This window comes from Pseudarthrobacter sp. NPDC058196 (assembly GCF_042882685.1).
In the GTDB taxonomy this organism is placed as follows: domain Bacteria; phylum Actinomycetota; class Actinomycetes; order Actinomycetales; family Micrococcaceae; genus Arthrobacter.
In genome coordinates this window covers 108,730-132,140 of the sequence record NZ_JBHVVN010000007.1, presented here as the reverse complement: position 1 = coordinate 132,140, position 23,411 = coordinate 108,730, and the positions used below count along the sequence as shown (strand labels likewise).

Sequence of the window (23,411 nt, the reverse complement as noted above, 5' to 3'; positions counted from 1 at the left end):
CAAAGGCTGCCACGCACCCCAATGCATTGGCCATTACACGCGAATATAGCTCCTAACCCAACCCGGAAGCCATCTGATTTGCACTTTATTGCATCAAGATTTTATGCTGCTTTTGCTCAAGGCCGCGGCCTGCGGTGCTCGCGGCAAATGCATCAAAGGCACTGAATCATCGGCGCGGACCGGCGTCTGGCGGTATACCCTGATGGCGCAGGACATGTGGAACATCGATTTCCTCCCATCGTCAGCAGTTGGTATGCCAGAAACGGCCAATGCCTGGTCAGCTGGGATTGGCTTCGTCCCCTGTGGCCGGTTCGCGAGGGTCATTCCCCATCACGGCAGCGTCGGGGGCACTTGAATCCCCTATACCTAACGGACGCCGCAATCCTGGAGCCCTTTACTTGCCTAACAGGGAGTGAACGCCAGATTAAAACTGAGTACCCACTACTCGTGATACCTGCATTAGGTAGGAGATAGTCTTCCGGATACGGCCAGAGGATTGGCGATGGGTTGCTGGGGGTCAGCGACCAGACCATGACCGGATTGAGCGTTAGTGCCGCCGCCACAACGGCCGGCGGCATTGTCAAGAATCCGAACTGTCATGAAGTGGTGAGGCAATTGTCGATTTCGCCCCAACTTCCAGCTCTTTTTTCCGAGCCGGGACCTTTATCTCCGCAAGCATCAATCAGCGTAGTCATTCCCACGCTGAATGAGGAAAAGAACATACCCTGGGTTCTGCGACGGATGCCTTCTTATGTTGACGAGGTGATAATTGTCGACGGCCGCTCGCAGGACAACACCGTTGAAGTGGCAAAAGCCCTGCGGGCCGGCGTGGTGATCGTTAACGAAACCCGAAAAGGGAAGGGCGTGGCCCTCCGATCCGGCTTCTCAGCAGCATCCGGGGACATCATCGTCATGTTGGACGCGGACGGAAGCATGGACCCCCGCGAGATCGGATGGTTCGTTGCGCCCCTCCAGCATGATTTTGATTTCGTGAAGGGCTCCCGGCATGTCACTGGCGGCGGGTCGGAGGACCTGACCCGGCTCCGGAAGGCAGGCAACAGGGCCCTGACGGGGTTGGCGAATGCTGTCCTGCACAGCAACTACTCAGATCTCTGCTACGGCTACATCGCCTTCCGGCGGGAATGCCTTGAGGTGCTGGAGCTGCAGTCCGACGGTTTCGAAATCGAGACAGAACTCATCGTCAGGGCGGCCAAGGCGGGGCTGCGGATTGCCGAGGTCCCCAGCCTGGAGTTGGACCGGATTTCCGGGGCGTCCAATCTCCAGACATTCCGGGACGGTTGGCGGGTGCTGCACACGCTGGCAAGGGAGTGCACGGTGTGGGAAGCTCCGACGGCAGGAGCCCGTCCGGAAGCTCTCCGCCGGGTGAAGTACACCTACTCCAATGTCCGTTTCCCGCGGCTGCCCGTGGATCCGCACACCGTTCTTACGCCGGTGGTGAGCCAGCATGCTTGATCGCATCAAACCCCTGTCGGTGACCGTGGTCATCTGCGCCTACACGTCGTCACGGTGGGGCATGCTGCTGGATGTGATCGAATCAGTTCGCCACCAGACCATGGCGCCTGACCAGGTGCTCGTAGTCATTGATCACAACGAGGACCTGCACGAGAGGCTCGTAGAAATCGTAGATGACGTCACCATCGTGGAGAGCACCGGACTGCCAGGTCTGTCCGGTGCCAGGAATACCGGTGTTGGGCTGGCCGGGTCCGACATCGTCGCCTTCCTTGACGACGACGCGGAGGCGGCACCGGATTGGCTCGAACGCTTGGTCGCGCTGTATGACGATCCGGACGTCCTTGCCGTGGGAGGGAAGGTTGTTCCGTTGTGGGAGTCCGGCCGGCCGGGCTACTTCGCGGAGGAGCTGGACTGGATTGTTGGGTGCAGTCACCGCGGATTGCCTCGTGTGGCCTCCGAAGTCCGAAATGTCATCGGAGCCAACATGTCGTTCCGGCTTGAGGTACTGCGGCAAGTGGGAGGCTTCAACCAAGCCCTCGGACGGAAGGGCACGCTGCCGCTCGGCTGCGAGGAAACGGAAATTTGTATCCGCTCCACGATGGGCGCGCCTGGATCCCGCATCGTTTACGAACCGGCCGCTCTGGTCCGGCATCATGTACCGGCCGAAAGGGCCACCGTGCGCTATATGCTCTCAAGGTCTTGGTCCGAGGGAATTTCCAAAGCGCAGGTCAGCCATATCGTGGGACATAAGCGTGCCCTCGGCCCTGAACGGCGCTACGTCCGCAGCACTCTGCCCCGAGCGGTGTTTTCCGGAATCCGCGATTGGGGCCGTGGCACCAACCCCCAAGGTCTTGGCCGGGCAGGGTCTGTCATCGCAGTGCTCGCCTTCACCTCCGCCGGTTATATCCGTGGACGCCGGATGGCCCATGGATCCCCAAGCCAGCTGAGTGAGCTGACCCTCCAGGGCGCACCGTGGCGGGAAGTTCAGTGACGGCGACTGGCCGGACAAAGTAAGACCCTCAGCCACAAGGGCCTGGGCACGGTCTAGCACCGGACCCGGGCCCTTGTGCTGCGTCGGCAGGGGTCCGTTGTAAGGCGGAACGCGTCCTAGACAACCAACGGGTGCCAGTAACGCAGGCCACCATTGATGACGCCGGCGTCGTCGACTTCGATAATGGCATAGGGAAAGGCCTGGCGGTCCGCTTGGTCGGGCCCTTGACCGCGGACGTCCGAGGACCAGGTGCCAGTGTTGATGTAGCGGGTTGGAGAAGCGTCGAGCGATGCTTCGAGGGCACGGTGCGTGTGCGCTGAGATGTACCAAGCCACCGGGGACCGGTGGTTCTCGAGGATTCCGGCCACCTTGCCTGCTGCAGCAGGGGGTTGGCTGCCATTGACGTTGCGTCCGGTGGACGCCAGCACCATGCGGGTGGCAGTACGTGGGAGCGCGGAGACTGTCCGAAAACGGGACAGGCGCGCCAGTTCGCGCACGGCCGTCCCGTCGAGCGTGAGCCGCCGCGACTCGGTTTGCAACAGCTCGTCATAGGCGGGCTTCCGGGCACGGCGTTCGGCCCGCTCCGACGCCAGGCAGGCCCGGGCCACGGCTCCGGCACGGCTTAGCCGTGAGCTTGTCGGGTGTGCGTGCAGGGCGGCCAGCGGGGGAAGGTCCAGTTCGTCCGTGCCGTTGATGGCAGTGCGGAGCACCTCCGGAATCCGATGCAGCGCGTGGTGCAGGTGCCCGTGCTCAGCCAGGAGCACGTTGGGGACGTAGAGAAGCCACGGGTGCACCTGAACCAGCGCGGGATCGGCCGGTGACAGCAGCTCGGACAGGCGGGCTGCCACCGAGGGGCGCGCCAATTCCACGTCATGGTTGCCGCTTACGAAGTGCAGCTCAGCGCCATGTGCCGAGCATGCTTGCAGGGCGTGCCAGGTGTCCGGGTGGCTTGCAAGAATGGACTCGAGCCGCGCAAGGCTCTCGACCTCGGTCAGGTCAGCAAGCTCGAAAGTGTCGCCAAGGAAGACGATGTGCTGTTGCGGGCCCAAATCGGCGAGGACGGTCCGGCGCAGGAAGCCGGCCAGCATTCTGCCGGCGTGCCGGGGATCGTCGTCCGACCCGTCCAAGTGGAGGTCGCTGACGAGTAACCATCGCGCGCCAGGGCTCACGTGAGCAGTCCCAGCACGCGGGGAAGCAGGAGGGCCAGGAACAACACCCACATGACGACGACAACGATCCTCATGTTCACGGTTGAGCCGAGGATCGTCGGATGGAGCGGCTGCGCCGCGTTTGGTCCGGCGTGCCGGACCTCAAGCGCGATGAGGGTGACGAGCAGAACGGCGGCCGCGACAAGTCCGGCTACTTCGATCATGATGCTGCCTCCTGCCGTGCGCGTGCCAGGCACGCGAAGATGGTGATGGCTCCCATGGCGACAACGCATGCCTGCCAGGACCAAACGGTGAGGTAGAACATTGCCGTGGACACCGCGGTGAGTGTGGCAAGGCCAAGCGCCACGACGAGCAGAGCAGCGAGTGCGAGGTCGGTCACCGGCGTGAGCCGGGCCATTGCCTGCCCAGGGAGCAGGACCAGCACCGCTGCCGCCGCGAGTGCCTGGAGCGGTACCGGCAGGCCGATCAGCAAGATCAGCGACAACACAGGGGCTGCAATGCCCAGGGCCAGGGTTGGCCGGCTTACTCTGTGCAGTTTCATGACCCCACCCGGTATACGCGCGCGTCGCTGTTACTGAACACGAGGTTTACTCCGTCCTGATCAGTGAGCCAGTTCTCCAGCTCATCAAAGGCCTTCGTGGTGGTTTGACCCTGCACTATCAGGCTCGTCGCGGACGAGCGAAGGAGCAGAAGGTAACCGCCGGCGGAATTGTGCCGGGCATAGCCGTAGATGAGGGGCCCGCAGGTCCGGGCTGACAAGTCGGAGGGGCACAAGTCCTCGACAGTCCGGTACCGGTGGCCGAGGTAGTCCGCGCTGCGCCAAGGAGTTGGATGGGCCGCCGAGATGATGGCGGCGCCTGGCGGAGCGATACGGTCCACCATGCTGACGGCGTCGATCTCACTGCGGGTGAAGACGTCATATTGCGCGTTCCCGAACCGTCCCGTGACCGTCATGACGGCCAACAGGAGGAAGGTGAGCACAAGTGCTCCGGAAGTCCGGGCTGAAGGCCGCCTGATCCGCAGTCCCTCTTCCGGGAGCATGGCGGAACACGCCTGAAGGGCGACGAACGGAAGCGCGAAGAGGGATATGCGGATCAGCATCTCCCCGCCATAGGACTGCGCGGGAAACAGCAGCAATGGGGTGACAGCGAGCAGGAGCACGCGGATGTCCACGTGGCCCCTGCGCCAGTCGCGGACTACGCCTATGGAAGCCAAGGCCCAGAGCAGGAGGGTAAGGGCCATCCGGATCTGCACCACGAGCACGTGTCCAGCGGTTCCGGTTGTACGGTCCACGACGTTCGCTTCGATGGCGTTCTGGAGCCCTGCGTCCGCCAAGGGCGGGTGCCCGGCCAGGTAGGTGCTGGCCGGGTAGGCGAGCCAGAGGACCAGTACGACGCCGGCAATCAGCGCCAGCCGGCCTGGCCAGACGCGTCCGGCCAGGGTCAGGGCAGTAACGGCGATGAGCACCATGAAAGGCGTCAGCTGGTGGCTCGCGCAAATGACCACGATGAGCAGGAGTGTAATGGCCAGGGCGCTCACCCGATGGCGTGGACGGGGATCGGCGGGTGTGCGTCCGCGCCACCACGCCGTCAAGTCGGCGCGGCGGAAGCCGCCGAAGCGGGGGGCGTTGGCGGCCAACGGGCCCAGGATCAGGGCGATGACAACGAGGTACAGGAAGAAACCGAAGGCCTGGGGGGAAAGATAGTCCTGGTCCTGCCAGTTTCCGAGGCAGAAGAGCCAGAGCACGAGCCAGCGCCGGCGGGGATCCTTGGTCAGGAATCGCGTCACTACGGCCACGGCCATGAGCCACAGGGCTACATTAAACACGGGCGCCCAAAGGGCAACGGACACCGGGTCCAGGCCGGAGGCGCGCAGGAGGGTGGCCAGGAGGCCAAAGAAGCCCGGCCAGTTGAAGTACGCGTCGATGTTGGGGTCGATCCCCGTGTTTTGCGAAAGGGCGTCGGCGATTCCCAGATGGCGGAATGCGACTTCACCCCGCGGGACGTCCGTGACAAAGGCTGCGGTGCCGAAGAGAACGAGCACTTGCACCGCGACGAGCCACACCATGACGGGGCTGCGAGCGGGGCCGGCCGCGTCCCCCCGCAGTGCCACGACAAAGGTGATGTTGAGGATCAGGACCGCTGCCCAGAAGGGATAGGGCAGCACGCCGATGAGACCCAGGTCACTGTTGACGGGCAAAGTAACTGTCGAGGCGGCCCACGCCGCAATCGCGAGTGACACTGCGCCCGCCACTGCGCACCAGACATCGCGGGCCTTCCATCGTGCCAGCGGAGGGATGGTCTCCTTGAGCGTGCTTGTCATGATGCCTCCTTTTTATGACGGCGGAGAATGGCGAGAAGCCGGAGGCCGACCACGACAGCCCCGAGGGAGAGCACCACCAGCCAGGCAAGGGCCATGGCGCTGGAGCCCTGCTCGGCGGCCAATAAAGCCGAGACGCAGAGTGCGGCTCCGAGGACCACGCCAACCATGATTGCTTCTGTATAAAGTCCGAGGACCCTGCATACGGAGTTGTACGCCTGAAGCACGGCGTATGCCACAAGCCCGGCAGCCAACAGCCGCAGGGCGTCGGTGGATGCATTTGCGTACCTGTCCCCGAGCAGATGAAGCAACGGGTGGGCGAAGACGATGAGGACGGCTGCAGCGAGGATTCCGATGACAAGCGACCAGCGGAAACTTGCCCACGTGGTCGCTGCGAGGCGCTCCGGCTCACGGACACCCTCGGAGAATTGGACGATGCCGATCAGCATCGGAGCCGTGTAGGCGGCCCAGGCCATCATCCATGCCGGGTACCAGTAGGCCGCGATCTCCGGTGACACCAAGTGCGCTAGAAGCAGCGGCAGCACCAGCCCCGGGGCGCGCTCGGTGAGCGTGAGGAGTTGGTTGGGGATACCAAGCATGAGCAACGAACGCCCGTGTGCGGGGTGCAGGGAAGGTCTTGGCCGGTAGCCGACCAGTCTGCGCAACTGGATGAAACCGATGACGCATGAAACGGCCGATCCCAGAGTCCAGCAGGCCATCAGCACGTCGGCCCCGGCGCCGTTCGCCAGCCAGGCCACCAATGCCGTCGCCACAAGTGGGACCAGTCCGCCTACGGTGTACCTCATCGTCGCGCTCCCACCGCGTCCCAGCGCCACGAGCGCTTGGTCCAACACGGTGCACATGGTCCCTGTCACGGCGGCCATGATGAACACGAACCAGAAAAGAACGGTCAGCGATGCTACGTCCGGTGACACAGCAGTCTCCAGCACAAGATAGGCCAGTGCAAGCACGGTGCCGGCGACCCCCACGAGGCCAAAGGCGGCATCGAGCACCCGGGCCGGCGGCTCCCCCCTTCCGACAGAGACGATCACCGCCGAGCCCGTGCCCAGCACAGCAAGCTGGGTGCAGATCATCACCGCGGAGACTGCCGCGGTGGTGAGCCCGACCTCACGGTCCAAGGTCGCGTGCGCGGCCAGGATCCAAAAGGCGAAGCCCGTCCCTGTCTGTACGCCCTTGGCTATGACGAGGCCAATCGAGCTGCGTAGGGGAGAGTGCCTTACGACGGGCAGAGCCTCAGAAGGAGCGATTTCCCGTTCAGCCGTCACGACCTAAACCCCTCGCCATCCCCGCATAGTTGTACCAGCAGAAGGCGATGTAGTAACGCAGCCATTGAGGCTGGCCTGCAGCAAGGCTCAAGGCGCTTCCCCGAACTGCCGCCGCGGCGGGCAGGAGCGCCAACCTCGCACCGCTCCATCCGTGTTTGCGGACCATCCGCCCCAGCCCCGTGCCGTCCATGAGGAACTGATCCAGGGCGAAGTCAAAGTCATCAGCCGCGAACCTGTGTTCTACAACGACCCGCTGTGACACCCCGGTCTTCATGCCGGACTGCCGCATCCGCCAACGTAGTTCGATGTCCTCCCCGGACTTGAATGAGTCATCGAAACCCAGGCCCAGCATCAGGTCCCGGTCGACGAGCGTTGCGACGAGTCCGAACCAGTTGCGGCTGCGCCCGGTGCGATGGTGGTGCGCAAGTGCCTGCCCCCAGTAGCCTGGCCCAGCAACGCTCTCAAGGCCGGCTTGGAGAGCGTCGTATCCATCCTCCACAAACTCGATGAGCAGGTCCGCGACGCCTGTTGCGCCGAAGACGACATCGGCATCCACCAGCAGGACCCAATGGGTCCTGCTGTTTTGGACCCCCAGCGTCCGGGCCCACGGCAGACCGCGCCCCTCGTCACTAAGGACCCGGGCCCCGGCCGCACGGGCGATTTCGACGGTGCGGTCGGTGGACAACCCGTCGACCACGATGATCTCGGCGACACCGGACTGGCGCAGCGCTTCCAGGCAGCGCGGAAGCAACTGCTCTGCGTTGCGGGCGGGAACAACTGCGGTGACGTCTGCTGTACTGAAGCCCACTTTTTCCTCCTAGGCCGGCTCGTCGAGAAGCGACGGCAGCAGCTCTTCAAGATGCCGGACGATATCGTCCGAAGCCTCGTCCGCCGAGTAAGCGGCCGGAACCTGCAGCAGGTGGCAGGGACGTCCGTCGAGGGCCTTGCTCAAAACCAGCCCTTTGGACGCAAAGTGCTCCCGCCAAGGGAGTACTGACGTGGCCGCGAGGCCTGTCACTACCCGCTGGGAGAAGCCGGCCATCTCGATGTGGAAGTTGCCGATCATGCGGTCGACCATCCAATCGCGTGTCTTCTCGACAGCCCGGGTCCGAGCGCCGTCGTACCGTTCGATGTAGACGGCAGCCGCCAGCGGAGCATTCGTAGTTATTTCCCGGCCAGGGAATGCAGCCTGGGGGGTGACCATGCGGTGCTCCGGCGACCAACGACGGGAGAAATCCGCGAGCCGTGGGTAACGGATGACGTACGGATGGACCACGGTGGTAAGACGCCCCACGGTTCCGGAGAGCTGCGAGGGGACCAGCGGCTTGCGGGCACCTTCGAACAGGTGCGGGTAGATTTCCCGGTGATGCGGCTTGATGAACATGGGTTTTGCGTAACCGAGCAAAGTGGCATCCTCAGCGAGGAACGCCCAATCGTCTCCCATGAACGACCAGCCGTCACGGCGCATCAGCTTGGCAGCAGTGCTCGTCTTGCCTGTCCCGCCTGCAGCGGGAAGGGCGATCGCGTGGCCCCGGTACGCCATGGTTGCCGCGTGGAACATGGCGGCTCCCCGGGCGACCATCGCGGCATCGAGAACAGGCACTACTGAGGTCAGCAGCTCGCCCGGTCCGTGAATACGCCAGTGGTCGCCGTCCCTTACTACCTGGACCCGATCGGCCTGGAAACGCACGCTGTTGTCTGTATAGGCCAGCTCGTGCTCGACGTGACCTGCATCCGGCATCGCTTCCGGTTGGTCGTCGACGATGATTTCAGCTTGCCCTTCCGCCTCCGAGGCAAAACATGCCAGCATGCTCTGAAGCTGCCTCGCTGCCGGGGCGGCCGCGTCGACGCTGATCGTGACACGGCCGTGAATGTCGAAGTGCAGTGCCTTCGTCCGCCTGGTGCTCATAGTCCTCCCCTGTCTGATTGGTGTCAGCCGAATGCTGCTCCGGCCTGGGCCAATCCACCCAGTGCCCGTAGACGGATTCGAAGCCCCCGGCTGTGAAACTCCGCCGGCAGAATTGAGCGTATGGTAGGCCGGTCCGGTAAGCACCGGTAGTCAGTACTCGCCTTTTGCATCGCCTGCTACGTGGGGAATTCGGTGTTTTCGGCAGTGCTGGGGGTGGAGGGGCAGCCGTGCGTCCCGGGTTAAGTACATTGGGGGGTTGTCCCATCCGGGGGCCAGGTAGGAGGGGTACCCTGCGGGTGAACGGTTACCTGTATGCCGCGTATACGCGGACCCAGTCCACCCGCATCTCGCCAGGGCCGTTGGAAGTGCCGTCCGGGAACCAGTCCAATTGCAGCGTTTGGTGCATCGAGCCGGGAGGCTGGTGTGTGGGATCGCTGTCTTCAAACCATTTCACGCCATCGATGTAGCCAACGATGACACTGGGAGACCAGTCAACTGCGTAGTTGTGGAACTTGGTAATATCCAGGGCCTTGGATACAGACGTCTTGAGGTTTGAACAGCCGTAGTGATGGAAGAAGTTAATGATGTTCCAGTCGCCCGTAGTCTCCGCGTAGTCGACCTCGCCGTCACAGGGCCAGTTACCACTGTCCGGCCACAGGATCGCAACCATGTGGTACTCGTCGTCGCCCGAGCCGGCTGCCCGGACTTCCCAGCGGCCATATTTCTGGAGGCCGAACTTGGCGCTGATGCCGGCGGAAGTTCCGTCAGCTGTCCCGGTAATGACCATCTGGGAACCGTTCACGGTGACTTGCCCGGGACTGCGGGTGCCGTTCCCTGCATGTCCGGCACTGTCGTAGACGGACCACTTCGTGGCGTCGGGTACACCGGTGTAGTCAAACTCGTCTCCGGCGATAGGCGGGCCCCAGCCAAGCGCTGTCGCGGCCGAGTCTGTCACTGGTCCGCTGCCCTCCGGCGCAGCTGCGGCTGAAGCGGAGGTGGGGCCCTCCCCGGTGACAGCCGGCTGGGATGAAGGAGCTGAACAGCCATTCATCAACAGAGCCACCACGGCAATGGCGGTCAGATGGCGACGCATACGTCAGATGATAGGGCTACGACGGCGGGCTGGGCTATGTGCCTCCGGTCGCGGGAACGGGGGATGTCCAGGAAATTTTTGAGCCGGCCGACTGGAGTTTTTCCACATAGCCACGAGCCCAGCTGATTCCCCTCCACAAGGACCTTAGCCTTGAGTCAAGCGCGAGTCGCCTATCGGGCCCAGATGCACTAAGATGTTGAAGTCTGTGCTGCGTCCTGCCTCCCTACCGGTGGCAAGGCACTGCACGGAATCGCAAATGAACCTCCTGTTACGGAAATGCCGTAACCGCTTAGCCCAAAGGAGGTGGGTTCACATATGCGTCCTTACGAATTGATGGTAATCATCGACCCCGAGGTCGAAGAGCGTACCGTTGAGCCGTCGCTTCAGAAGTTCCTGAACGTCATCACCAACGATGGTGGAACCATCGAAAAGGTTGACATCTGGGGCCGTCGCCGTCTGGCTTACGACATCAAGAAGAAGTCCGAAGGTATCTACGCCGTGGTGAACTTCACCGCCAAGCCGGAAACCGCCAAGGAACTTGACCGCCAGCTGTCTCTTAACGAGACCATCATGCGCACCAAGATCACCCGCCCCGAAGAGCAGAAGGTTGTTGCTGAGTAATTCAGCACCAAAATTCATTCTTTACCCCGCAGGAACGCACTCTTCACCCAGGATCGAACAAGGAGGCAGTAGATGGCAGGCGAGACCACCATTACGGTCATCGGTAACCTCACCAATGACCCGGAATTGCGGTTCACACCGTCCGGTTCCGCAGTAGCGAACTTCACCATCGCTTCCACCCCCCGCACCTTTGATCGCCAGTCCAACGAGTGGAAGGACGGGGAGACCCTGTTCCTCCGCGCCGCTGTATGGCGTGAAGCTGCCGAGAACGTCGCCGAATCCCTCACCAAGGGCATGCGCGTGATCGTGACCGGCCGCCTGAAGAGCCGTTCCTACGAAACAAAAGAAGGCGAAAAGCGCACCGTCATCGAGCTTGAGGTCGACGAAATCGGCCCCAGCCTGCGCTACGCCAACGCCAAGGTCAACCGCACCCAGCGCTCCGGCGGACAGGGTGGGGGCGGCTTCGGCGGCGGCAACGGCGGCGGTGGCTTCGGAGGCGGCAACCCTGGTGGAAACCAGGGCGGCAACTCCGGTGGAAGCTGGGGCGGCGGCAACCAGCAGGCTGCACAGGACGATCCCTGGGCCACGCCCGGCGTGTCCAATGCAGGCGGCTGGGGCAACGGCCCCGATTCCGAACCTCCCTTCTAAAACCCAAACAACGGCCCGACGCCGGGACTGCACGGGAGCCGCAAGGCACCCAAGGTTTTGCCGCCGTCGGACCACCACCATCCCGTGGATCAATATCCACGGGCTCCCTAGAATAGGAGCTCCACGATGGCTAAGGCTGAACTCCGTAAGCCCAAACCAAAGTCCAACCCCTTGAAGGCCGCTGACATCACTGTCATCGACTACAAGGACGTAGCATTGCTGCGCAAGTTCATCTCCGACCGCGGAAAGATCCGCGCCCGTCGCGTCACTGGCGTGACGGTGCAGGAACAGCGCAAGATCGCCCAGGCAATCAAGAACGCCCGCGAAGTTGCTCTGCTGCCTTACTCCGGCGCTGGCCGCGGCTAAGGAAGGGATTAACTAACATGGCAAAGCTCATTCTGACCCACGAAGTAACCGGTCTCGGTGCTGCTGGCGATGTTGTCGAGGTCAAGGACGGTTACGCACGTAACTTCCTGCTGCCCCGCGGCTTCGCCCTGACCTGGACCAAGGGTGGCGAGAAGCAGGTTGAGTCCATCAAGGCTGCCCGCGCCGCCCGTGCGCACGCTTCTGTTGAAGCTGCACAGGCCCAGGCCCAGGCTCTGTCCTCCAAGAAGGTCAAGCTCGAGGTGAAGGCCGGCGAGTCCGGTCGTCTCTTCGGCACCGTCAAGCCTGCTGATGTCGCTGCCGCTGTTGAGGCCGCCGGCCTCGGAGCCATCGACAAGCGCAACGTTGAACTGCCGAACCACATCAAGTCTGTCGGTTCGTACACGGCCAACGTCCGCCTGCACGAGGATGTTTCCGCTGTCATCGACCTTGAGGTCGTTGCCGGAAAGTAGTTTCCGCACCGCAGTGGATGGCCCCCGCCCGGGATTCCGGTGCGGGGGCCATTTGCGTTCAAGGTCACTGCCGGAGCTCCCCGCCGCCGGTTGCGGGCACCATAAGCTGGCGGGATGCCGGACCTCCGTTCCTGGCGGGCACCACTCCACCTTTTCCCACGGAAGGTCACCCAGCATTGCCGTTCCTCTTCGTCAGCTGCATCCTCCTGGTCGCCGCAGCCATCAGTTTTGCGACCGACCGGAGGCGCCTGCGGAACGGGGTCTTCCTCGTCTCCGCGGCGGTCCTGGGCTGGCTGGGGCTCCTCCTGGTCTCCGGCAACAACTCCGTCCCCGTCCTCCTGTCCCTGGCCCTGGGCCTCCTGCTCATCGTCTCAGCGCCCGTCCTGGCCGTGTTCCTGGTCCTCAACGGCCTCATCATGCTGCGCCGCGAAGGCCGCAGCCTGGCAAACCTGCTGTCCCTGTTGGCAGGCCTGGCCGTGGTGGCAGTTCCCCTCGTCCTGGCCGCGCTGCAAACGGCCGTACCCGGGCTCAGGGGGCTGACGTCGGTGGCTGCCCTGCTGGCCGGCTATGTGGGCTTCGTGTTCGTCAGCTACCTGGTCTATTCCCTGATCTACTCGAACCTGCCGCCGCGCCGCCATCCCGAATACGTGGTGATATTGGGTTCCGGCCTTGCCGGCAGCTCCGTTCCGCCCCTGCTGGCCGCCCGGCTTGACGCGGCGGTGCGCCTCTACCGCGGCAAGCATGGCGGTTCCATCAGGGCGCTGATTCCCAGCGGCGGGCAGGGAGCCGATGAACTCCTCCCCGAAGGGACAGCCATGGCCCGTTACCTGCAGGAGAAGGGCATTCCTGCCAACAGGATCATGGTGGAGGACCGGGCCACCACCACCATGGAGAACCTGGACTTTTCCCGCGCGCTGATGGAGCGGCCGGACGCGCCCGTCACGGTGGTCACCAGCAGCTACCACGTGTTCCGCGCGGCCATGTTCACCCGGCGCGCGGGGCTGCGCGCCCACGTCACCGGGGCCAGGACGGCGGGCTACTTTATCCCCAGCGCGTTCCTGCGGGAATTCATCGCCATCCTCGCAACCTACCGGTGGATCAACCTGGGCTTCTGCGCGGCGCTCGTCGCCGTTCCCTTGGCAGCCATGGCCGTGCCGCTGCTCTCCTTCTAGGACCGGCAGTCCGTCGGGTGCGCCGGTGATAGCCTGCTCCGGTGAACCAGACACCCAGCAACCGTCCCTTCCACCAGGTGGATGTTTTCGCCGGCAAAGCCTACCGGGGCAACCCGCTCGCCGTCGTCCTCGATGCCCAGGGCCTTGACGCGGCAACAATGCAGCACTTCGCCAACTGGACCAACCTCTCGGAAACCACCTTCCTCCTGCCCGCGGAGGATCCCCGTGCCGACTACAGGGTCCGGATCTTCACGGCGAGCGAGGAGTTTCCGTTCGCGGGGCACCCCACGCTGGGATCCGCGCACACCTGGTTGCAAGCCGGCGGAGTTCCCAAGTCCGGCAACTACGTGGTGCAGGAGTGCGGCGCCGGGCTGGTCAGGATCAAGCGCGACGACGGCCGGCTGGCTTTCGCCGCACCACCCCTGACCCGCTTCGAGGCAGTGGACGAGCCGGTGCGGCAACAGCTTGCCGACGCCCTGGGGATCCCGGCCGGTGACATTCAGGACGCATCCTGGCTGGTCAATGGCCCGGAGTGGATTGGCGTCCTGCTGGGCTCTGCGGAGCAGGTGCTGGCCCTTGCGCCGGATCCGGTGGCCATGGGGAGCCTGAAGGTCGGGGTCCTCGGGCCGCACGCTCCCGGCGGGGACGCTGACTTTGAGGTGCGGACGTTCATCCCCGGCGACGGGTTGGTGGAGGACCCGGTGACGGGCAGCTTTAACGCAGGGGCCGCCCAGTGGCTCATTGGAAGCGGCAGGGCGCCACGGCGCTACGTCGCTGCGCAGGGCACCGTCCTGGGCCGGGCAGGCCGCGTGCACATCACTGCCGAGGATGGTGATGTGTGGGTGGGCGGAGAGTCCAGTACCTGCATCCAGGGCAACGTCCTGCTCTGATCCAGGACTCCGGGGAATACTTCCGGCGCTGCCACCGTTCAGGGATATAGATGCAAATGCATGTATGATGAAGTGAACGAGCACCAGGAGAATGCCATGGAAACCCGCCGTATTACAGTCCTCTCCGCCGGCCTTGGCGTCCCGTCGTCCAGCCGGCTGCTGGCCGACCAGCTCGCTGCCGCGGCCGGGCGGCGCCTCACCGAGGGCGGCTATGAGGTGGTGGTTGACGTCGTCGAACTCCGGGACCTGGCCGTGGACATCGCCAACAACTTTGTCACCGGTTATGCCGCACCCCGCCTGGCGGAGGTTATCGCCGGGGTGGAGGCCTCGGATGGCATCATCGCCGTGACGCCGGTGTTCAGTGCCTCCTACAGCGGGCTCTTCAAATCCTTCTTCGACGTCCTGGATCCCAAGTCCCTTGACGGAAAGGCGGTCCTGCTGGGCGCCACCGGAGGCACCGACCGGCACCAGATGGTGCTGGATTACGCCCTGCGCCCGTTGTTCAGCTACCTGCGTACCCGCACGGCCGCCACGGGGGTCTTCGCCGGGCCGCAGGACTGGGGCACCACGGAAGACGGCGGCTCCTCGCTGGCGGACCGCATCCAGCGCGCCGCCGCTGAATTTACCCTCTTGCTGGAGGGGCCCCAGCCTGGCCGGAAGTCCGCACCGCTGGAGTCCCTGCCGTTCGAGCAGCTGCTGGCCGGAATCGCCGGATCCCGCTAACGGACGGCTGATTGATCGTTCGGCCAGTGCGGGAGGCCTGTGCAGTTGAAGTCCGTGGGCGCCGGGACCCGCCCATTCGGGATTAGGGGATCGGGCCCTCCGGGTTTGGGGGGTCGGCCGGGGATTGCTTTTGCTGCTTACACCGCCAACACTGAGCAATCTGGGGGTTGACTGCTAATTCAACACCGGGGAGTGAAGCTGATGGACCATCCAATATCCAACACGGACGAGCATTATCGAGGTGCCGGGAGTTCCTGGCCTTTTTTTAAATGGGGAACGTCCGCTGATCAGGGGCCCCGTCGGAGCAGGTTGCGGCTGGGATTGCCAGCACTGCTGACGGCCCTCCTGGTGGTGCTGGGTGGTCTTGTAGCGCCGGTCGCGGCGTCGGCCGCCGCTGGTGATGTCGGCGTCGAGGGCCTTTCCCACTCGGGCACCGGGACGCCCACAGGTACTAAACGGCAGTCAAACTCCCTGTGGTTCAACGACGGGATCTGGTGGGGGAACCTTTGGGACGCCGGCAGTTCCAGCTTCCGCATTTTCCGGTTCAATGCCCCTACGAATTCGTGGACGAGTACGGGGGTGGTTACGGAGACCCGCGCGAACACCCACCATGACGTGCTGTGGGACGGGAAAACCTTGTATGTGGCGAGCCACCGGTTCGTCAACGACGGCCTCCCGGCCGAACCGAATTTCCCCACCATCATGCGGCGGTACAGCTACAACCCAAGCACCAAGTCATATACAAGCCTGGGATCCAGCCAGATAAACAACCAGAAAGTGGAAACCCTCTCAATTGATAAGGATTCGACCGGGCGGGTCTGGGCCACCTGGCAACAGGGAAATCGGATCTATCTGAACGTCACTGGCACGGACGGTGCAACCTGGGGGACACCTTTCGCGCACCCTGCCTCTTTGGGCAACGTGTCCGTAGACGATAACTCGGCTGTGATCGCCTTTAGCGGGACCAAAGTCGGCGTGATGTGGAGCCGGCAGGTCGGGGATGCCACCGACGGCATGTACTGGAGCTACCACATTGACGGAGAGCCGAACTCTTCCTGGACCACTCCTGTGGCAGCGGTGAAAGGGCAGCGCAGCGGTGACGACCACATGAATTTGAAATGGCTGGATGCTTCATCAGATCGGGTTTTTGCTGCGATCAAGACCTCGTACACGTCAGCGTCCCAGCCGCTGATCCAGTTGCTGGCCTTGAATACTTCGACCTCGACGTGGTCTGCCCACACGATTGCAACTGTGGCGGAATGTCCCAACCGGGTGATCGTCCTGATTGACGAAAGCACGCAGAAACTGCGGACCTTTGCTACCTATCCGAAGCCGAGCGGAACGACCAACGCGGGTGTCTGCACAAGCACAGGAGGGGCGATCTATGAAAAATCCACACCCTTGAACACCATTAGCTTCACCACTACCAAGACCCCCCGGATCGTCGACGCGGACCAGTATGTCCACAATGTCACGTCCACCAGGCAAAACCTGAACAGTTCCGCCCGCGGCACGGCCAACAGCGGCTTGCTGGTGCTTGCCGACGTGAACGCCACCAGCCGGTACTGGCACTATTACGATGGCAGCGGCGGCAGTGGCGGTGGTACCCCGGACACGACGGCACCGACCGTGACGGCTACGTCACCGGCAGTTGGTGCCAACGGTGTGGCGGCGGCAGCGGACGTGACAGGGACCTTCTCGGAGCCGATGAATACGTCGACGATTACGTCGAGCACCTTCACTTTGACGGGTCCCACGGGGATAGTGCCGGCAACGGTGACCACTGACAGCGCGGCCAAGGTTGCGACCCTGAATCCATCCGCCGACCTCGCTGGGGCCACAACCTACACGGCGACCATCAGAGGAGGGTCCGGCGGAGTAAAGGATGCCGCCGGCAACCCTTTGGCATCGGATAAAACGTGGACGTTCACGACGGCTGCCACCGGAGGCGGCCCGCCACAGACCGTTACGCTAACGGCGACTGCTGACACCTACGCCTCGAACGGGGCGGCGGGAACCAACTACGGTACCAGTACCCTCCTGGGCGTCGACAACAGCCCGGCTGAGGTGACGTACCTGAAGTTCGATTTGTCGCCGTACGCCGGCAGAACCCTGCAGAGCGCCACGTTGCAGTTGCGGAGCGCCGGGAGCGGGTCGACAGGCACACAGAACGTCAAGCTGGTGGCCGACGACAGTTGGACCGAGACTGGTATCACGTTCAACTCCCGGCCCGTGCTCGGGACCAGCGTTGGCACGTTCGGTCCGACCGTCACCAACACCAACTACAACATTCCACTGGCCGTCAACGGCCTCGCAGGAGAGCTCGGCCAACAGCTCTCACTGGGGTTGGATACCGCCAGCAGTGATGGCTTGGACCTCAATTCCAAAGAAGCCGGTATTACTGTGGCACCTAAGATGGTCCTCACCTTCCAGTAGTTGGCCGGGAAGACTGAGCCGGCCGGGACTGCACCCGCAATGATGGAGTCCCGGCCCTCGCTGGGGCCTGCATTTGAGTGGCAGGTGGCCCAACGGGTTTGAAGCAGCTGTCAGTCGTCCAGCAGGGCGATGAACTCCCGGGCCTGGACCGGTGAGATGTCCGAGTGCCGCGTCAATGCGGTAACGGCAGCCTCGGTGTCCCCGCTGCGGGCCAAGGAGCGGATCCGGCCGTAGATTTCGTCGTTGAGCATATTGCTGCTCACTTCACGGGTCACGTCACCCTTGCTGGCGATGGCCCGGTAGCGGTACGGGAAGCGTTGTGGCTCGTCGTCCTCCGGCACCGCCTCCACCGGCTCCTGGTGGCGGTAGGGCTGGGGGTGGGCCGCCAGGGCGTCGACGGCGTCACGCGAGGCCCGGAGTCCCTCGCCGGTGACCTCCCGGTACAGCCTGATGGCGGCCAACGGCTGCCCTTGCGCGATCATGGCGTACAACCGCCGGTGTTCGCTTTCGGACAGCTTGCCGGCCGCGGCGCGGGCCAGACCCTGTGCTGACTCCTGTTCCCGGCCGGCCGGACGGGACGGTGCTCCTCCGACTGCCGCCTTGCGCCCCCGCGTGGCGCGGTAGGCAACGATGACCCCCGCAACAACGGCGAGCAGGATAAGGACCGGGACCACCAGGGATTCCATTTTTTACGAGCCGTTCTGTGTACTTCCTGGCCGTCGCCAAGGCGGTTGGGTTGCCGGCTGTCCGTCCAGCCATGGCTATACCTAGAGCTTAATCCAGAACCCGGTTATCCACAGCAATATTCACCGCGCTGCATACTGCAGCGTTCCCCTGCCGGTCAAACTCCGCCAAGGGAATATGAGCAGCGCCACGCGGCCGGATGCGGGCATGGCGCGACCGGCCCCCTGCCGGTTCCGGCCCGCTGGTGCACGCGCGGACCTGTGGATGAAATTCCTGGAAAGAAATATTTACTCCACATGCTGGTGAAGATGTTTTCGCAGGTCAGTGCACTTTTGACCGATAAAAAAATCCTGTATCCACAGGCTTCCCCACAGGCTGTGCACAAGCTATGCCCCGTAGTGCACAGGTTATCCACAAGAGTCCCGGCCCACTGGCTTTGCGGCTGGACCGGTGGCGGCTACCGTAGCGGGGTACCTGTTTTCCACGGCCGAACCAAAGCCTGCACGCCTCGATCCAAAGCCTTTCCCGGACCTCGTTTCGAGCGCTCTGTGGAAAAGCTGTGGATAGTGGGGATAACTTCGGGCCGCTGGCGGCGTCCGGGCCCGCGGATGCCTCATTGTCAGAGCCTGCGGGTAGTACTGGACGCGTGGCGGGTCCTGCTTTGGATCCGCAAACAGGATGGATCGCCGGGCGCCTGGCCCGGCACAAATGGAGGACGGCAGCTTTGACAATCGCGCATCTGGACCCGGTGGAAACAACCCGCGGATCGGACGCGAGCCGGAAACCTCCCCAGGACATTCCCGCGGAGCAGTCGGTCCTGGGCGGCATGATGCTGTCCAAGGACGCCATTGCCGACGTCGTGGAGATCCTCCGGGGGCAGGACTTCTACCGCCCGGCCCACGAAACCATCTATGAAGCCATCATCGACCTCTACGGCCGCGGGGAACCGGCAGACGCCGTCACGGTGTCGGATGAACTGACCAAACGCGCCGAAATCAACAGGATTGGCGGCCCTGCCTACCTGCATGAGCTCATCCAGACCGTACCCACTGCGGCCAACGCCGGGTACTACGCCGAGATCGTCGCCGAGCGGGCCGTCCTTCGCCGGCTGGTCAACGCCGGCACCAAGATCGTCCAGTTGGGCTACGGCTCGGATGGCGAAGTGGAAGACCTGGTGAACCAGGCGCAGGCCGAGGTCTACGCCGTGGCGGAACGCCGCACCGCGGAAGACTACGTGGTCCTCAAGGACGTTATGGAATCCACGGTGGATGAAATCGAGGCGTCCGGCCACCGCGGTGAGGGCATGACCGGTGTGCCCACGGGCTTCTACGAACTCGATGAGCTGACCCACGGCCTCCACCCTGGCCAGATGATCGTTATCGCCGCCCGCCCCGCCGTGGGTAAGTCAACCTTCGCCCTGGACTTCGCACGTTCTGCGGCCATCAAGAACAACCTTTCCACCGTCATGTTCTCCCTGGAAATGGGCCGCAACGAGATCGCCATGCGCCTCCTGTCCGCCGAGGCCACCATTGGCCTGCAGGACCTCCGCAAGGGAACCATCAAGGACGAGCAGTGGTCCAAGATCGCCACCACCATGGGCCGGATGAACGATGCCCCGCTGTTCATCGACGACAGCCCCAATATGTCCCTGATGGAAATCAGGGCCAAGTGCCGCCGCCTGAAGCAGCAGCACGACCTCAAGTTGGTCATCCTCGACTACCTGCAGCTGATGAGCTCAGGCAAGAAGGTGGAATCCCGCCAGCAGGAAGTTTCCGAGTTCTCCCGTGCGCTCAAGCTCCTCGCCAAGGAGCTCCAGGTGCCCGTGATCGCCCTGTCCCAGCTGAACCGTGGCTCGGAACAGCGCCAGGACAAGCGGCCCATGGTCTCCGATCTCCGCGAGTCCGGCTCCATCGAGCAGGATGCCGACATGGTGATCCTGCTCCACCGCGAGGATGTCTACGACAAGGAATCACCCCGCGCGGGCGAAGCGGACATCCTGGTGGCCAAGCACCGTAACGGCCCCACCAAAGACATCGTGGTGGCGTTCCAGGGACACTACTCCCGCTTCGCCAACATGGCGGGCGACTCCGGCGGCGGAGGCTTCTAGGCCCGGTTCGCGGCGGTGGCTGCGGGCGCCGTGCCGGCCAGCAGGTGGTTGGGCAGCCGGTTTCCGGGCGCCGTTCCCCGGATCTCGAGGAGTTCGCGGGCGTGGGCGTGCAGCCGCTTGTCTTCGTCGCTGACCGGCACCCAGGGCGGGACGGGCACTGAGTTTCCCTCGTCGTCGCGCGCCACCATCACGGTGAGGCAGTAGGTGGTGAGGTTAAGCTCACGGCCCTTCGGGTCGCCGGAGCGGACGTGGACGGCAATGTGCATTCCCTTGTTGCCGGTGTACACCAGCCGGGCTTCCACCTCCACCACATGGCCGATCAGCAAGGGCCGGTAAAAGCGCACGCCGCCGGAGAAGACGGCTACGGTGTCCCGGCCGCAGTAGCGTGAGGCGCACAGGTAGGCGGCCTCGTCGATCCACTTCATCACGATGCCGCCGTGGACCTTGCCGCCCCAATTCACGTCGGTGGGGGCGGCCATGAACCTGAGCGTGACGCGTTCCGCCGTGCCGGCGTCGGTATATTCCTGGTGGTTCATAGCTTCCACGATCTGTTCGCGGACCTTGATCCTTGCCAGCGCGTGGTCGCGCTGCTCAACCTCGGCGGGGGTGGCGGGCTCGAACTGGGGTACCGGGATGGGTTTGCCGTCCGCCCCCACGGCCACGAAGATCACCATGCACTGGCTGCGCATGGTGGCCGGGCCGCCTTTGGGATCCCCGGATGAGACCACGGTGCGGATATGCATCGAGGAGCGGCCGGTGTAGACGATGGTGGCTTCCACCTCCACCATGTCGCCGCTGTTGACCGGGTCCGCGAAGTGGATGTTTCCCACATAGGCGGTCACGCAATAGGACTTGGCCCAGCCCACCGCCGCCGCATACGCGGCTTTGTCCACCCACTCGAGCACCGTGCCGGCATCCACGGAGCCGCTGTGTCCCACATCGGTGGGGGCAGCGAGGAAGCGGAGGGTCACGGAGTTGGGGTGGCCGGTCTCAGTCATGCTGCGATCTTACTGATGGCCCAGGTTACCGGCCGGTTCGCGCCGCAGTGGCCTGAGCCGGCGTCCACCCGCCGGGGAGCGCCACTTAACGGCCGACGGCGGCCGGTCACCATGGCGTGGCCGGCCGCCGTCGTGGCGTTGCTTGACTGAAGCGGCTAGGCCAGGACGGCCAGCCGTGAGGTGCGCCGCCCGAACAGGGCCCGGTCGACGGAGAGCCGGCCGGGGCCGGCCAGTGCCAGCGCGAAGGCTGCGGCGGCCAGGAGAAGGACCAGTTCGTAGCCTCCGTTTGCCGCGAAGACGCCGGCCGGAGCGTGGACAAGGAAGAGCGCCCCGAGCATGTCGAGGACCAGGAGCGCAGCCACCACGCGGGTGAGGATGCCCAGGATCAGGGCAGCACCGCCTGCCAGCTCGAGGACGGCGACGGCCGGGGCCATGACGTCCGCGGCGGGAACGCCCATCTTGGCGAAGGAGGCCTGGGTGCCGGCGATGGTCCATTCATTGAACTTCTGCCAGCCGTGGGCCGCGAAGAGGAAACCCAGGATGACACGCAGGACGGTAAGGGCAACTGTGGTCAGTCGTGACTGGTTCATGGATTCCACCGTTGCCCACATATTATTGAAGTGTCAACTAAATCCGGCCGATTGTGGGCTTTGTCATGCTCTCTCTCCAGGACATTGCGCCCGGTTAAGCTGGCACGATGCCAACAGAATCCGCCTCCGCCGCGACGGCCGCCCCCCGCAGCCATTCCCGGGAAATACTCCGCCTCGCCGTGCCCGCCTTTGGAGCCCTGGTTGCCGAGCCGCTCTTCCTGCTGGCGGATTCGGCCATAGTGGGGCACCTCGGCGTTGCCCAGCTCGCAGGCGTGGGCCTGGCCTCTGCGGTGCTGCAGACCGTCGTCGGACTCATGGTGTTCCTTGCCTACTCCACGACTCCCGCCGTGGCCCGCGCCATTGGCCAGGGCCAGGTGGGGAAGGCCCTGGCCGCCGGCCGCGACGGCGCCTGGCTGGCATTGCTCCTGGGCGTGCTGCTGGCGGTGGCAGGGTTCATCGCTGCGGAACCGATCGTCGGCCTGCTCGGCGCCGATGGCAGCGTGCGCGGCTTTGCCATCGACTACTTCCGGTGGTCCATGCCCGGACTCGTGGCCATGCTGCTGATCTTTGCCGGTACCGGTGTGCTGCGCGGGTTGCAGGACACCAGGACCCCGCTGGTGGTGGCCACCACCGGGTTCGGCGTGAATATCGTCTTGAATTTGTGGCTGGTGTACGGGCTGGGGCTGTCCGTGGTGGGTTCGGCGTTGGGCACCAGCCTCGCGCAGTGGGCCATGGCCGCCGTCTACCTGGTGATGGTGCGCAGGTATGCGGTCCACCACGGCGTCACCCTGGTGCCCAGCTGGCGGGGCATCAGGAGCATGGCGCGTGTCGGGTCCTGGCTGATGCTGCGCACCCTCAGCCTGCGGACGGCGATCCTGGCCACCGTGGTGGTGGTGACGGCGCAGGGTGAGGTCAACCTTGCCGCGCACCAGTTGGCCATGACCATCTTTTCCTTCCTGGCGTTTGCGCTGGACGCCCTGGCCATCGCCGCCCAGGCACTGATCGGCAAGGAACTGGGCGCCTCCAATGCGGCCACGGCCCGGGTGTTGACCGGGACCATGATCCGCTGGGGAGCGGGGTTCGGGGTGGTGACGGGGCTGCTGCTCGCCGCGGTGGCCCCCTGGGCGGGGGTCTTGTTCACCCCGGATGTCCAGGTGCAGTCGGTGCTCACCGTTGCCCTCTGGGTGCTGGCAGCGGGCCAGCCCCTCGCCGGGTATGTCTTCGTCCTGGACGGGGTGCTGATCGGTGCCGGCGACGCCCGGTACCTGGCGCTGGCCGGCCTGGTGAACCTTGCTGCCTACCTGCCGCTGCTGGCAGCGGTGGCTTTGTCCGGTGGCTCGGGCGCTGCCGGCCTGGGGTGGCTTTGGGCTGCTTTCGCCCTGGGCTATATGGCGGCGCGCGCCGCCACCCTGGGACTGCGCGCCCGGTCGGACCGCTGGATGGTGCTTGGTTCGGCCTGAATGCCC

At 64.3% G+C, this 23,411-nt stretch carries 23 protein-coding genes; 12 read left to right on the top strand and 11 right to left on the bottom strand.

Annotation, left to right across the window (positions count from 1 at the left end):
* The first annotated feature begins 603 nt into the window (after positions 1 to 603).
* Positions 604 to 1,473 carry a glycosyltransferase family 2 protein gene (locus ACFVVC_RS11750; RefSeq protein ID WP_387453458.1) on the top strand — a complete coding sequence of 290 codons (870 nt, stop codon included), beginning with the start codon at positions 604 to 606 and terminating at the stop codon, positions 1,471 to 1,473.
* Entirely contained in the window at positions 1,466 to 2,464 is a 999-nt protein-coding gene (locus ACFVVC_RS11745; RefSeq protein ID WP_387453041.1) for a glycosyltransferase family 2 protein, read from the top strand. The genes ACFVVC_RS11750 and ACFVVC_RS11745 overlap by 8 nt, the downstream gene beginning before the upstream one ends.
* A 116-nt stretch (positions 2,465 to 2,580) precedes the next feature.
* On the opposite strand, the gene ACFVVC_RS11740 is transcribed toward ACFVVC_RS11745, so the two are convergent.
* The 8 genes from ACFVVC_RS11740 to ACFVVC_RS11705 all read right to left on the bottom strand — a co-directional run bounded on the left by ACFVVC_RS11740 (position 2,581) and on the right by ACFVVC_RS11705 (position 10,240).
* Positions 2,581 to 3,633, bottom strand: coding sequence for a hypothetical protein (locus ACFVVC_RS11740; protein WP_387453038.1), 1,053 nt, complete (start codon positions 3,631 to 3,633; stop codon positions 2,581 to 2,583).
* Positions 3,630 to 3,836, bottom strand: a complete 207-nt coding sequence (locus ACFVVC_RS11735) for a hypothetical protein (RefSeq protein WP_387453035.1) — start codon at positions 3,834 to 3,836, stop codon at positions 3,630 to 3,632. The genes ACFVVC_RS11740 and ACFVVC_RS11735 overlap by 4 nt, the downstream gene beginning before the upstream one ends.
* Entirely contained in the window at positions 3,833 to 4,174 is a 342-nt protein-coding gene (locus ACFVVC_RS11730; protein ID WP_387453032.1) for a hypothetical protein, read from the bottom strand. The genes ACFVVC_RS11735 and ACFVVC_RS11730 overlap by 4 nt, the downstream gene beginning before the upstream one ends.
* The gene (locus ACFVVC_RS11725) at positions 4,171 to 5,955 is read right to left on the bottom strand and encodes a glycosyltransferase (RefSeq protein ID WP_387453029.1); all 1,785 of its coding nucleotides are present in this window, start codon (positions 5,953 to 5,955) and stop codon (positions 4,171 to 4,173) included. Before ACFVVC_RS11725 ends, ACFVVC_RS11730 begins: the two co-directional genes overlap by 4 nt.
* Positions 5,952 to 7,238, bottom strand: coding sequence for a lipopolysaccharide biosynthesis protein (locus tag ACFVVC_RS11720; protein WP_387453026.1), 1,287 nt, complete (start codon positions 7,236 to 7,238; stop codon positions 5,952 to 5,954). The genes ACFVVC_RS11725 and ACFVVC_RS11720 overlap by 4 nt, the downstream gene beginning before the upstream one ends.
* Positions 7,228 to 8,046 carry a glycosyltransferase gene (locus ACFVVC_RS11715; RefSeq protein WP_387453023.1) on the bottom strand — a complete coding sequence of 273 codons (819 nt, stop codon included), beginning with the start codon at positions 8,044 to 8,046 and terminating at the stop codon, positions 7,228 to 7,230. The genes ACFVVC_RS11720 and ACFVVC_RS11715 overlap by 11 nt, the downstream gene beginning before the upstream one ends.
* Before the next feature lie 9 nt (positions 8,047 to 8,055).
* A complete protein-coding gene (locus ACFVVC_RS11710) occupies positions 8,056 to 9,147 on the bottom strand; it encodes a hypothetical protein (protein ID WP_387453020.1) in 1,092 nt (363 codons plus the stop codon).
* A gap of 304 nt (positions 9,148 to 9,451) precedes the next feature.
* Entirely contained in the window at positions 9,452 to 10,240 is a 789-nt protein-coding gene (locus tag ACFVVC_RS11705; RefSeq protein ID WP_387453017.1) for a glycoside hydrolase family 16 protein, read from the bottom strand.
* A gap of 315 nt (positions 10,241 to 10,555) precedes the next feature.
* Here ACFVVC_RS11705 and rpsF point away from each other — a divergent pair, with 315 nt between their 5' ends.
* The 8 genes from rpsF to ACFVVC_RS11665 all read left to right on the top strand — a co-directional run bounded on the left by rpsF (position 10,556) and on the right by ACFVVC_RS11665 (position 17,566).
* Complete coding sequence (rpsF, locus tag ACFVVC_RS11700) at positions 10,556 to 10,861, top strand: 30S ribosomal protein S6 (RefSeq protein WP_015939036.1); 306 nt, start codon at positions 10,556 to 10,558, stop codon at positions 10,859 to 10,861.
* 72 nt (positions 10,862 to 10,933) lie between these two features.
* The gene (locus ACFVVC_RS11695) at positions 10,934 to 11,509 is read left to right on the top strand and encodes a single-stranded DNA-binding protein (protein WP_387453013.1); all 576 of its coding nucleotides are present in this window, start codon (positions 10,934 to 10,936) and stop codon (positions 11,507 to 11,509) included.
* A gap of 126 nt (positions 11,510 to 11,635) precedes the next feature.
* Positions 11,636 to 11,875 carry a 30S ribosomal protein S18 gene (gene rpsR, locus ACFVVC_RS11690; RefSeq protein ID WP_003800144.1) on the top strand — a complete coding sequence of 80 codons (240 nt, stop codon included), beginning with the start codon at positions 11,636 to 11,638 and terminating at the stop codon, positions 11,873 to 11,875.
* Between the two features lie 17 nt (positions 11,876 to 11,892).
* Positions 11,893 to 12,345, top strand: a complete 453-nt coding sequence (rplI, locus tag ACFVVC_RS11685) for a 50S ribosomal protein L9 (protein WP_018762867.1) — start codon at positions 11,893 to 11,895, stop codon at positions 12,343 to 12,345.
* Between the two features lie 176 nt (positions 12,346 to 12,521).
* A complete protein-coding gene (locus ACFVVC_RS11680) occupies positions 12,522 to 13,517 on the top strand; it encodes a YdcF family protein (RefSeq protein ID WP_387453009.1) in 996 nt (331 codons plus the stop codon).
* Positions 13,518 to 13,558: 41 nt separating this feature from the next.
* A complete protein-coding gene (locus tag ACFVVC_RS11675; protein WP_387453006.1) occupies positions 13,559 to 14,407 on the top strand; it encodes a PhzF family phenazine biosynthesis protein in 849 nt (282 codons plus the stop codon).
* A 96-nt stretch (positions 14,408 to 14,503) separates the two neighbouring features.
* A complete protein-coding gene (locus ACFVVC_RS11670) occupies positions 14,504 to 15,130 on the top strand; it encodes an FMN reductase (protein WP_387453456.1) in 627 nt (208 codons plus the stop codon).
* Positions 15,131 to 15,451: 321 nt separating this feature from the next.
* Positions 15,452 to 17,566, top strand: a complete 2,115-nt coding sequence (locus tag ACFVVC_RS11665; protein ID WP_387453003.1) for an Ig-like domain-containing protein — start codon at positions 15,452 to 15,454, stop codon at positions 17,564 to 17,566.
* Between the two features lie 110 nt (positions 17,567 to 17,676).
* On the opposite strand, the gene ACFVVC_RS11660 is transcribed toward ACFVVC_RS11665, so the two are convergent.
* Entirely contained in the window at positions 17,677 to 18,252 is a 576-nt protein-coding gene (locus ACFVVC_RS11660) for a hypothetical protein (protein WP_387453000.1), read from the bottom strand.
* Between the two features lie 722 nt (positions 18,253 to 18,974).
* Here ACFVVC_RS11660 and dnaB point away from each other — a divergent pair.
* Positions 18,975 to 20,357, top strand: coding sequence for a replicative DNA helicase (gene dnaB / locus ACFVVC_RS11655; protein WP_387452998.1), 1,383 nt, complete (start codon positions 18,975 to 18,977; stop codon positions 20,355 to 20,357).
* Here dnaB and ACFVVC_RS11650 read toward each other — a convergent pair.
* Both ACFVVC_RS11650 and ACFVVC_RS11645 read right to left on the bottom strand, forming a co-directional pair.
* Positions 20,354 to 21,355, bottom strand: a complete 1,002-nt coding sequence (locus tag ACFVVC_RS11650) for an acyl-CoA thioesterase (protein WP_387452996.1) — start codon at positions 21,353 to 21,355, stop codon at positions 20,354 to 20,356. The genes dnaB and ACFVVC_RS11650 overlap by 4 nt on opposite strands.
* Before the next feature lie 155 nt (positions 21,356 to 21,510).
* Complete coding sequence (locus ACFVVC_RS11645) at positions 21,511 to 21,945, bottom strand: DoxX family protein (RefSeq protein ID WP_285243489.1); 435 nt, start codon at positions 21,943 to 21,945, stop codon at positions 21,511 to 21,513.
* Positions 21,946 to 22,052: 107 nt separating this feature from the next.
* On the opposite strand from ACFVVC_RS11645, the gene ACFVVC_RS11640 reads away from it, so the two are divergent.
* Positions 22,053 to 23,405, top strand: a complete 1,353-nt coding sequence (locus ACFVVC_RS11640) for an MATE family efflux transporter (protein ID WP_387452993.1) — start codon at positions 22,053 to 22,055, stop codon at positions 23,403 to 23,405.
* The last annotated feature ends 6 nt before the right edge of the window (positions 23,406 to 23,411 follow it).

Bases quoted from the DNA above. Each gene is read 5' to 3' on its own strand.
- ACFVVC_RS11745 (WP_387453041.1), top strand. From the start codon at position 1,466: ATGCTTGATCGCATCAAACCCCTGTCGGTGACCGTGGTCATCTGCGCC.
- ACFVVC_RS11735 (WP_387453035.1), bottom strand. From the start codon at position 3,836: ATGATCGAAGTAGCCGGACTTGTCGCGGCCGCCGTTCTGCTCGTCACC.
- ACFVVC_RS11730 (WP_387453032.1), bottom strand. From the start codon at position 4,174: ATGAAACTGCACAGAGTAAGCCGGCCAACCCTGGCCCTGGGCATTGCA.
- ACFVVC_RS11725 (WP_387453029.1), bottom strand. From the start codon at position 5,955: ATGACAAGCACGCTCAAGGAGACCATCCCTCCGCTGGCACGATGGAAG.
- ACFVVC_RS11710 (WP_387453020.1), bottom strand. From the start codon at position 9,147: ATGAGCACCAGGCGGACGAAGGCACTGCACTTCGACATTCACGGCCGT.
- ACFVVC_RS11705 (WP_387453017.1), bottom strand. From the start codon at position 10,240: ATGCGTCGCCATCTGACCGCCATTGCCGTGGTGGCTCTGTTGATGAAT.
- rpsF (WP_015939036.1), top strand. From the start codon at position 10,556: ATGCGTCCTTACGAATTGATGGTAATCATCGACCCCGAGGTCGAAGAG.
- ACFVVC_RS11695 (WP_387453013.1), top strand. From the start codon at position 10,934: ATGGCAGGCGAGACCACCATTACGGTCATCGGTAACCTCACCAATGAC.
- rpsR (WP_003800144.1), top strand. From the start codon at position 11,636: ATGGCTAAGGCTGAACTCCGTAAGCCCAAACCAAAGTCCAACCCCTTG.
- rplI (WP_018762867.1), top strand. From the start codon at position 11,893: ATGGCAAAGCTCATTCTGACCCACGAAGTAACCGGTCTCGGTGCTGCT.
- ACFVVC_RS11670 (WP_387453456.1), top strand. From the start codon at position 14,504: ATGGAAACCCGCCGTATTACAGTCCTCTCCGCCGGCCTTGGCGTCCCG.
- ACFVVC_RS11660 (WP_387453000.1), bottom strand. From the start codon at position 18,252: ATGGAATCCCTGGTGGTCCCGGTCCTTATCCTGCTCGCCGTTGTTGCG.
- ACFVVC_RS11650 (WP_387452996.1), bottom strand. From the start codon at position 21,355: ATGACTGAGACCGGCCACCCCAACTCCGTGACCCTCCGCTTCCTCGCT.
- ACFVVC_RS11645 (WP_285243489.1), bottom strand. From the start codon at position 21,945: ATGAACCAGTCACGACTGACCACAGTTGCCCTTACCGTCCTGCGTGTC.
- ACFVVC_RS11640 (WP_387452993.1), top strand. From the start codon at position 22,053: ATGCCAACAGAATCCGCCTCCGCCGCGACGGCCGCCCCCCGCAGCCAT.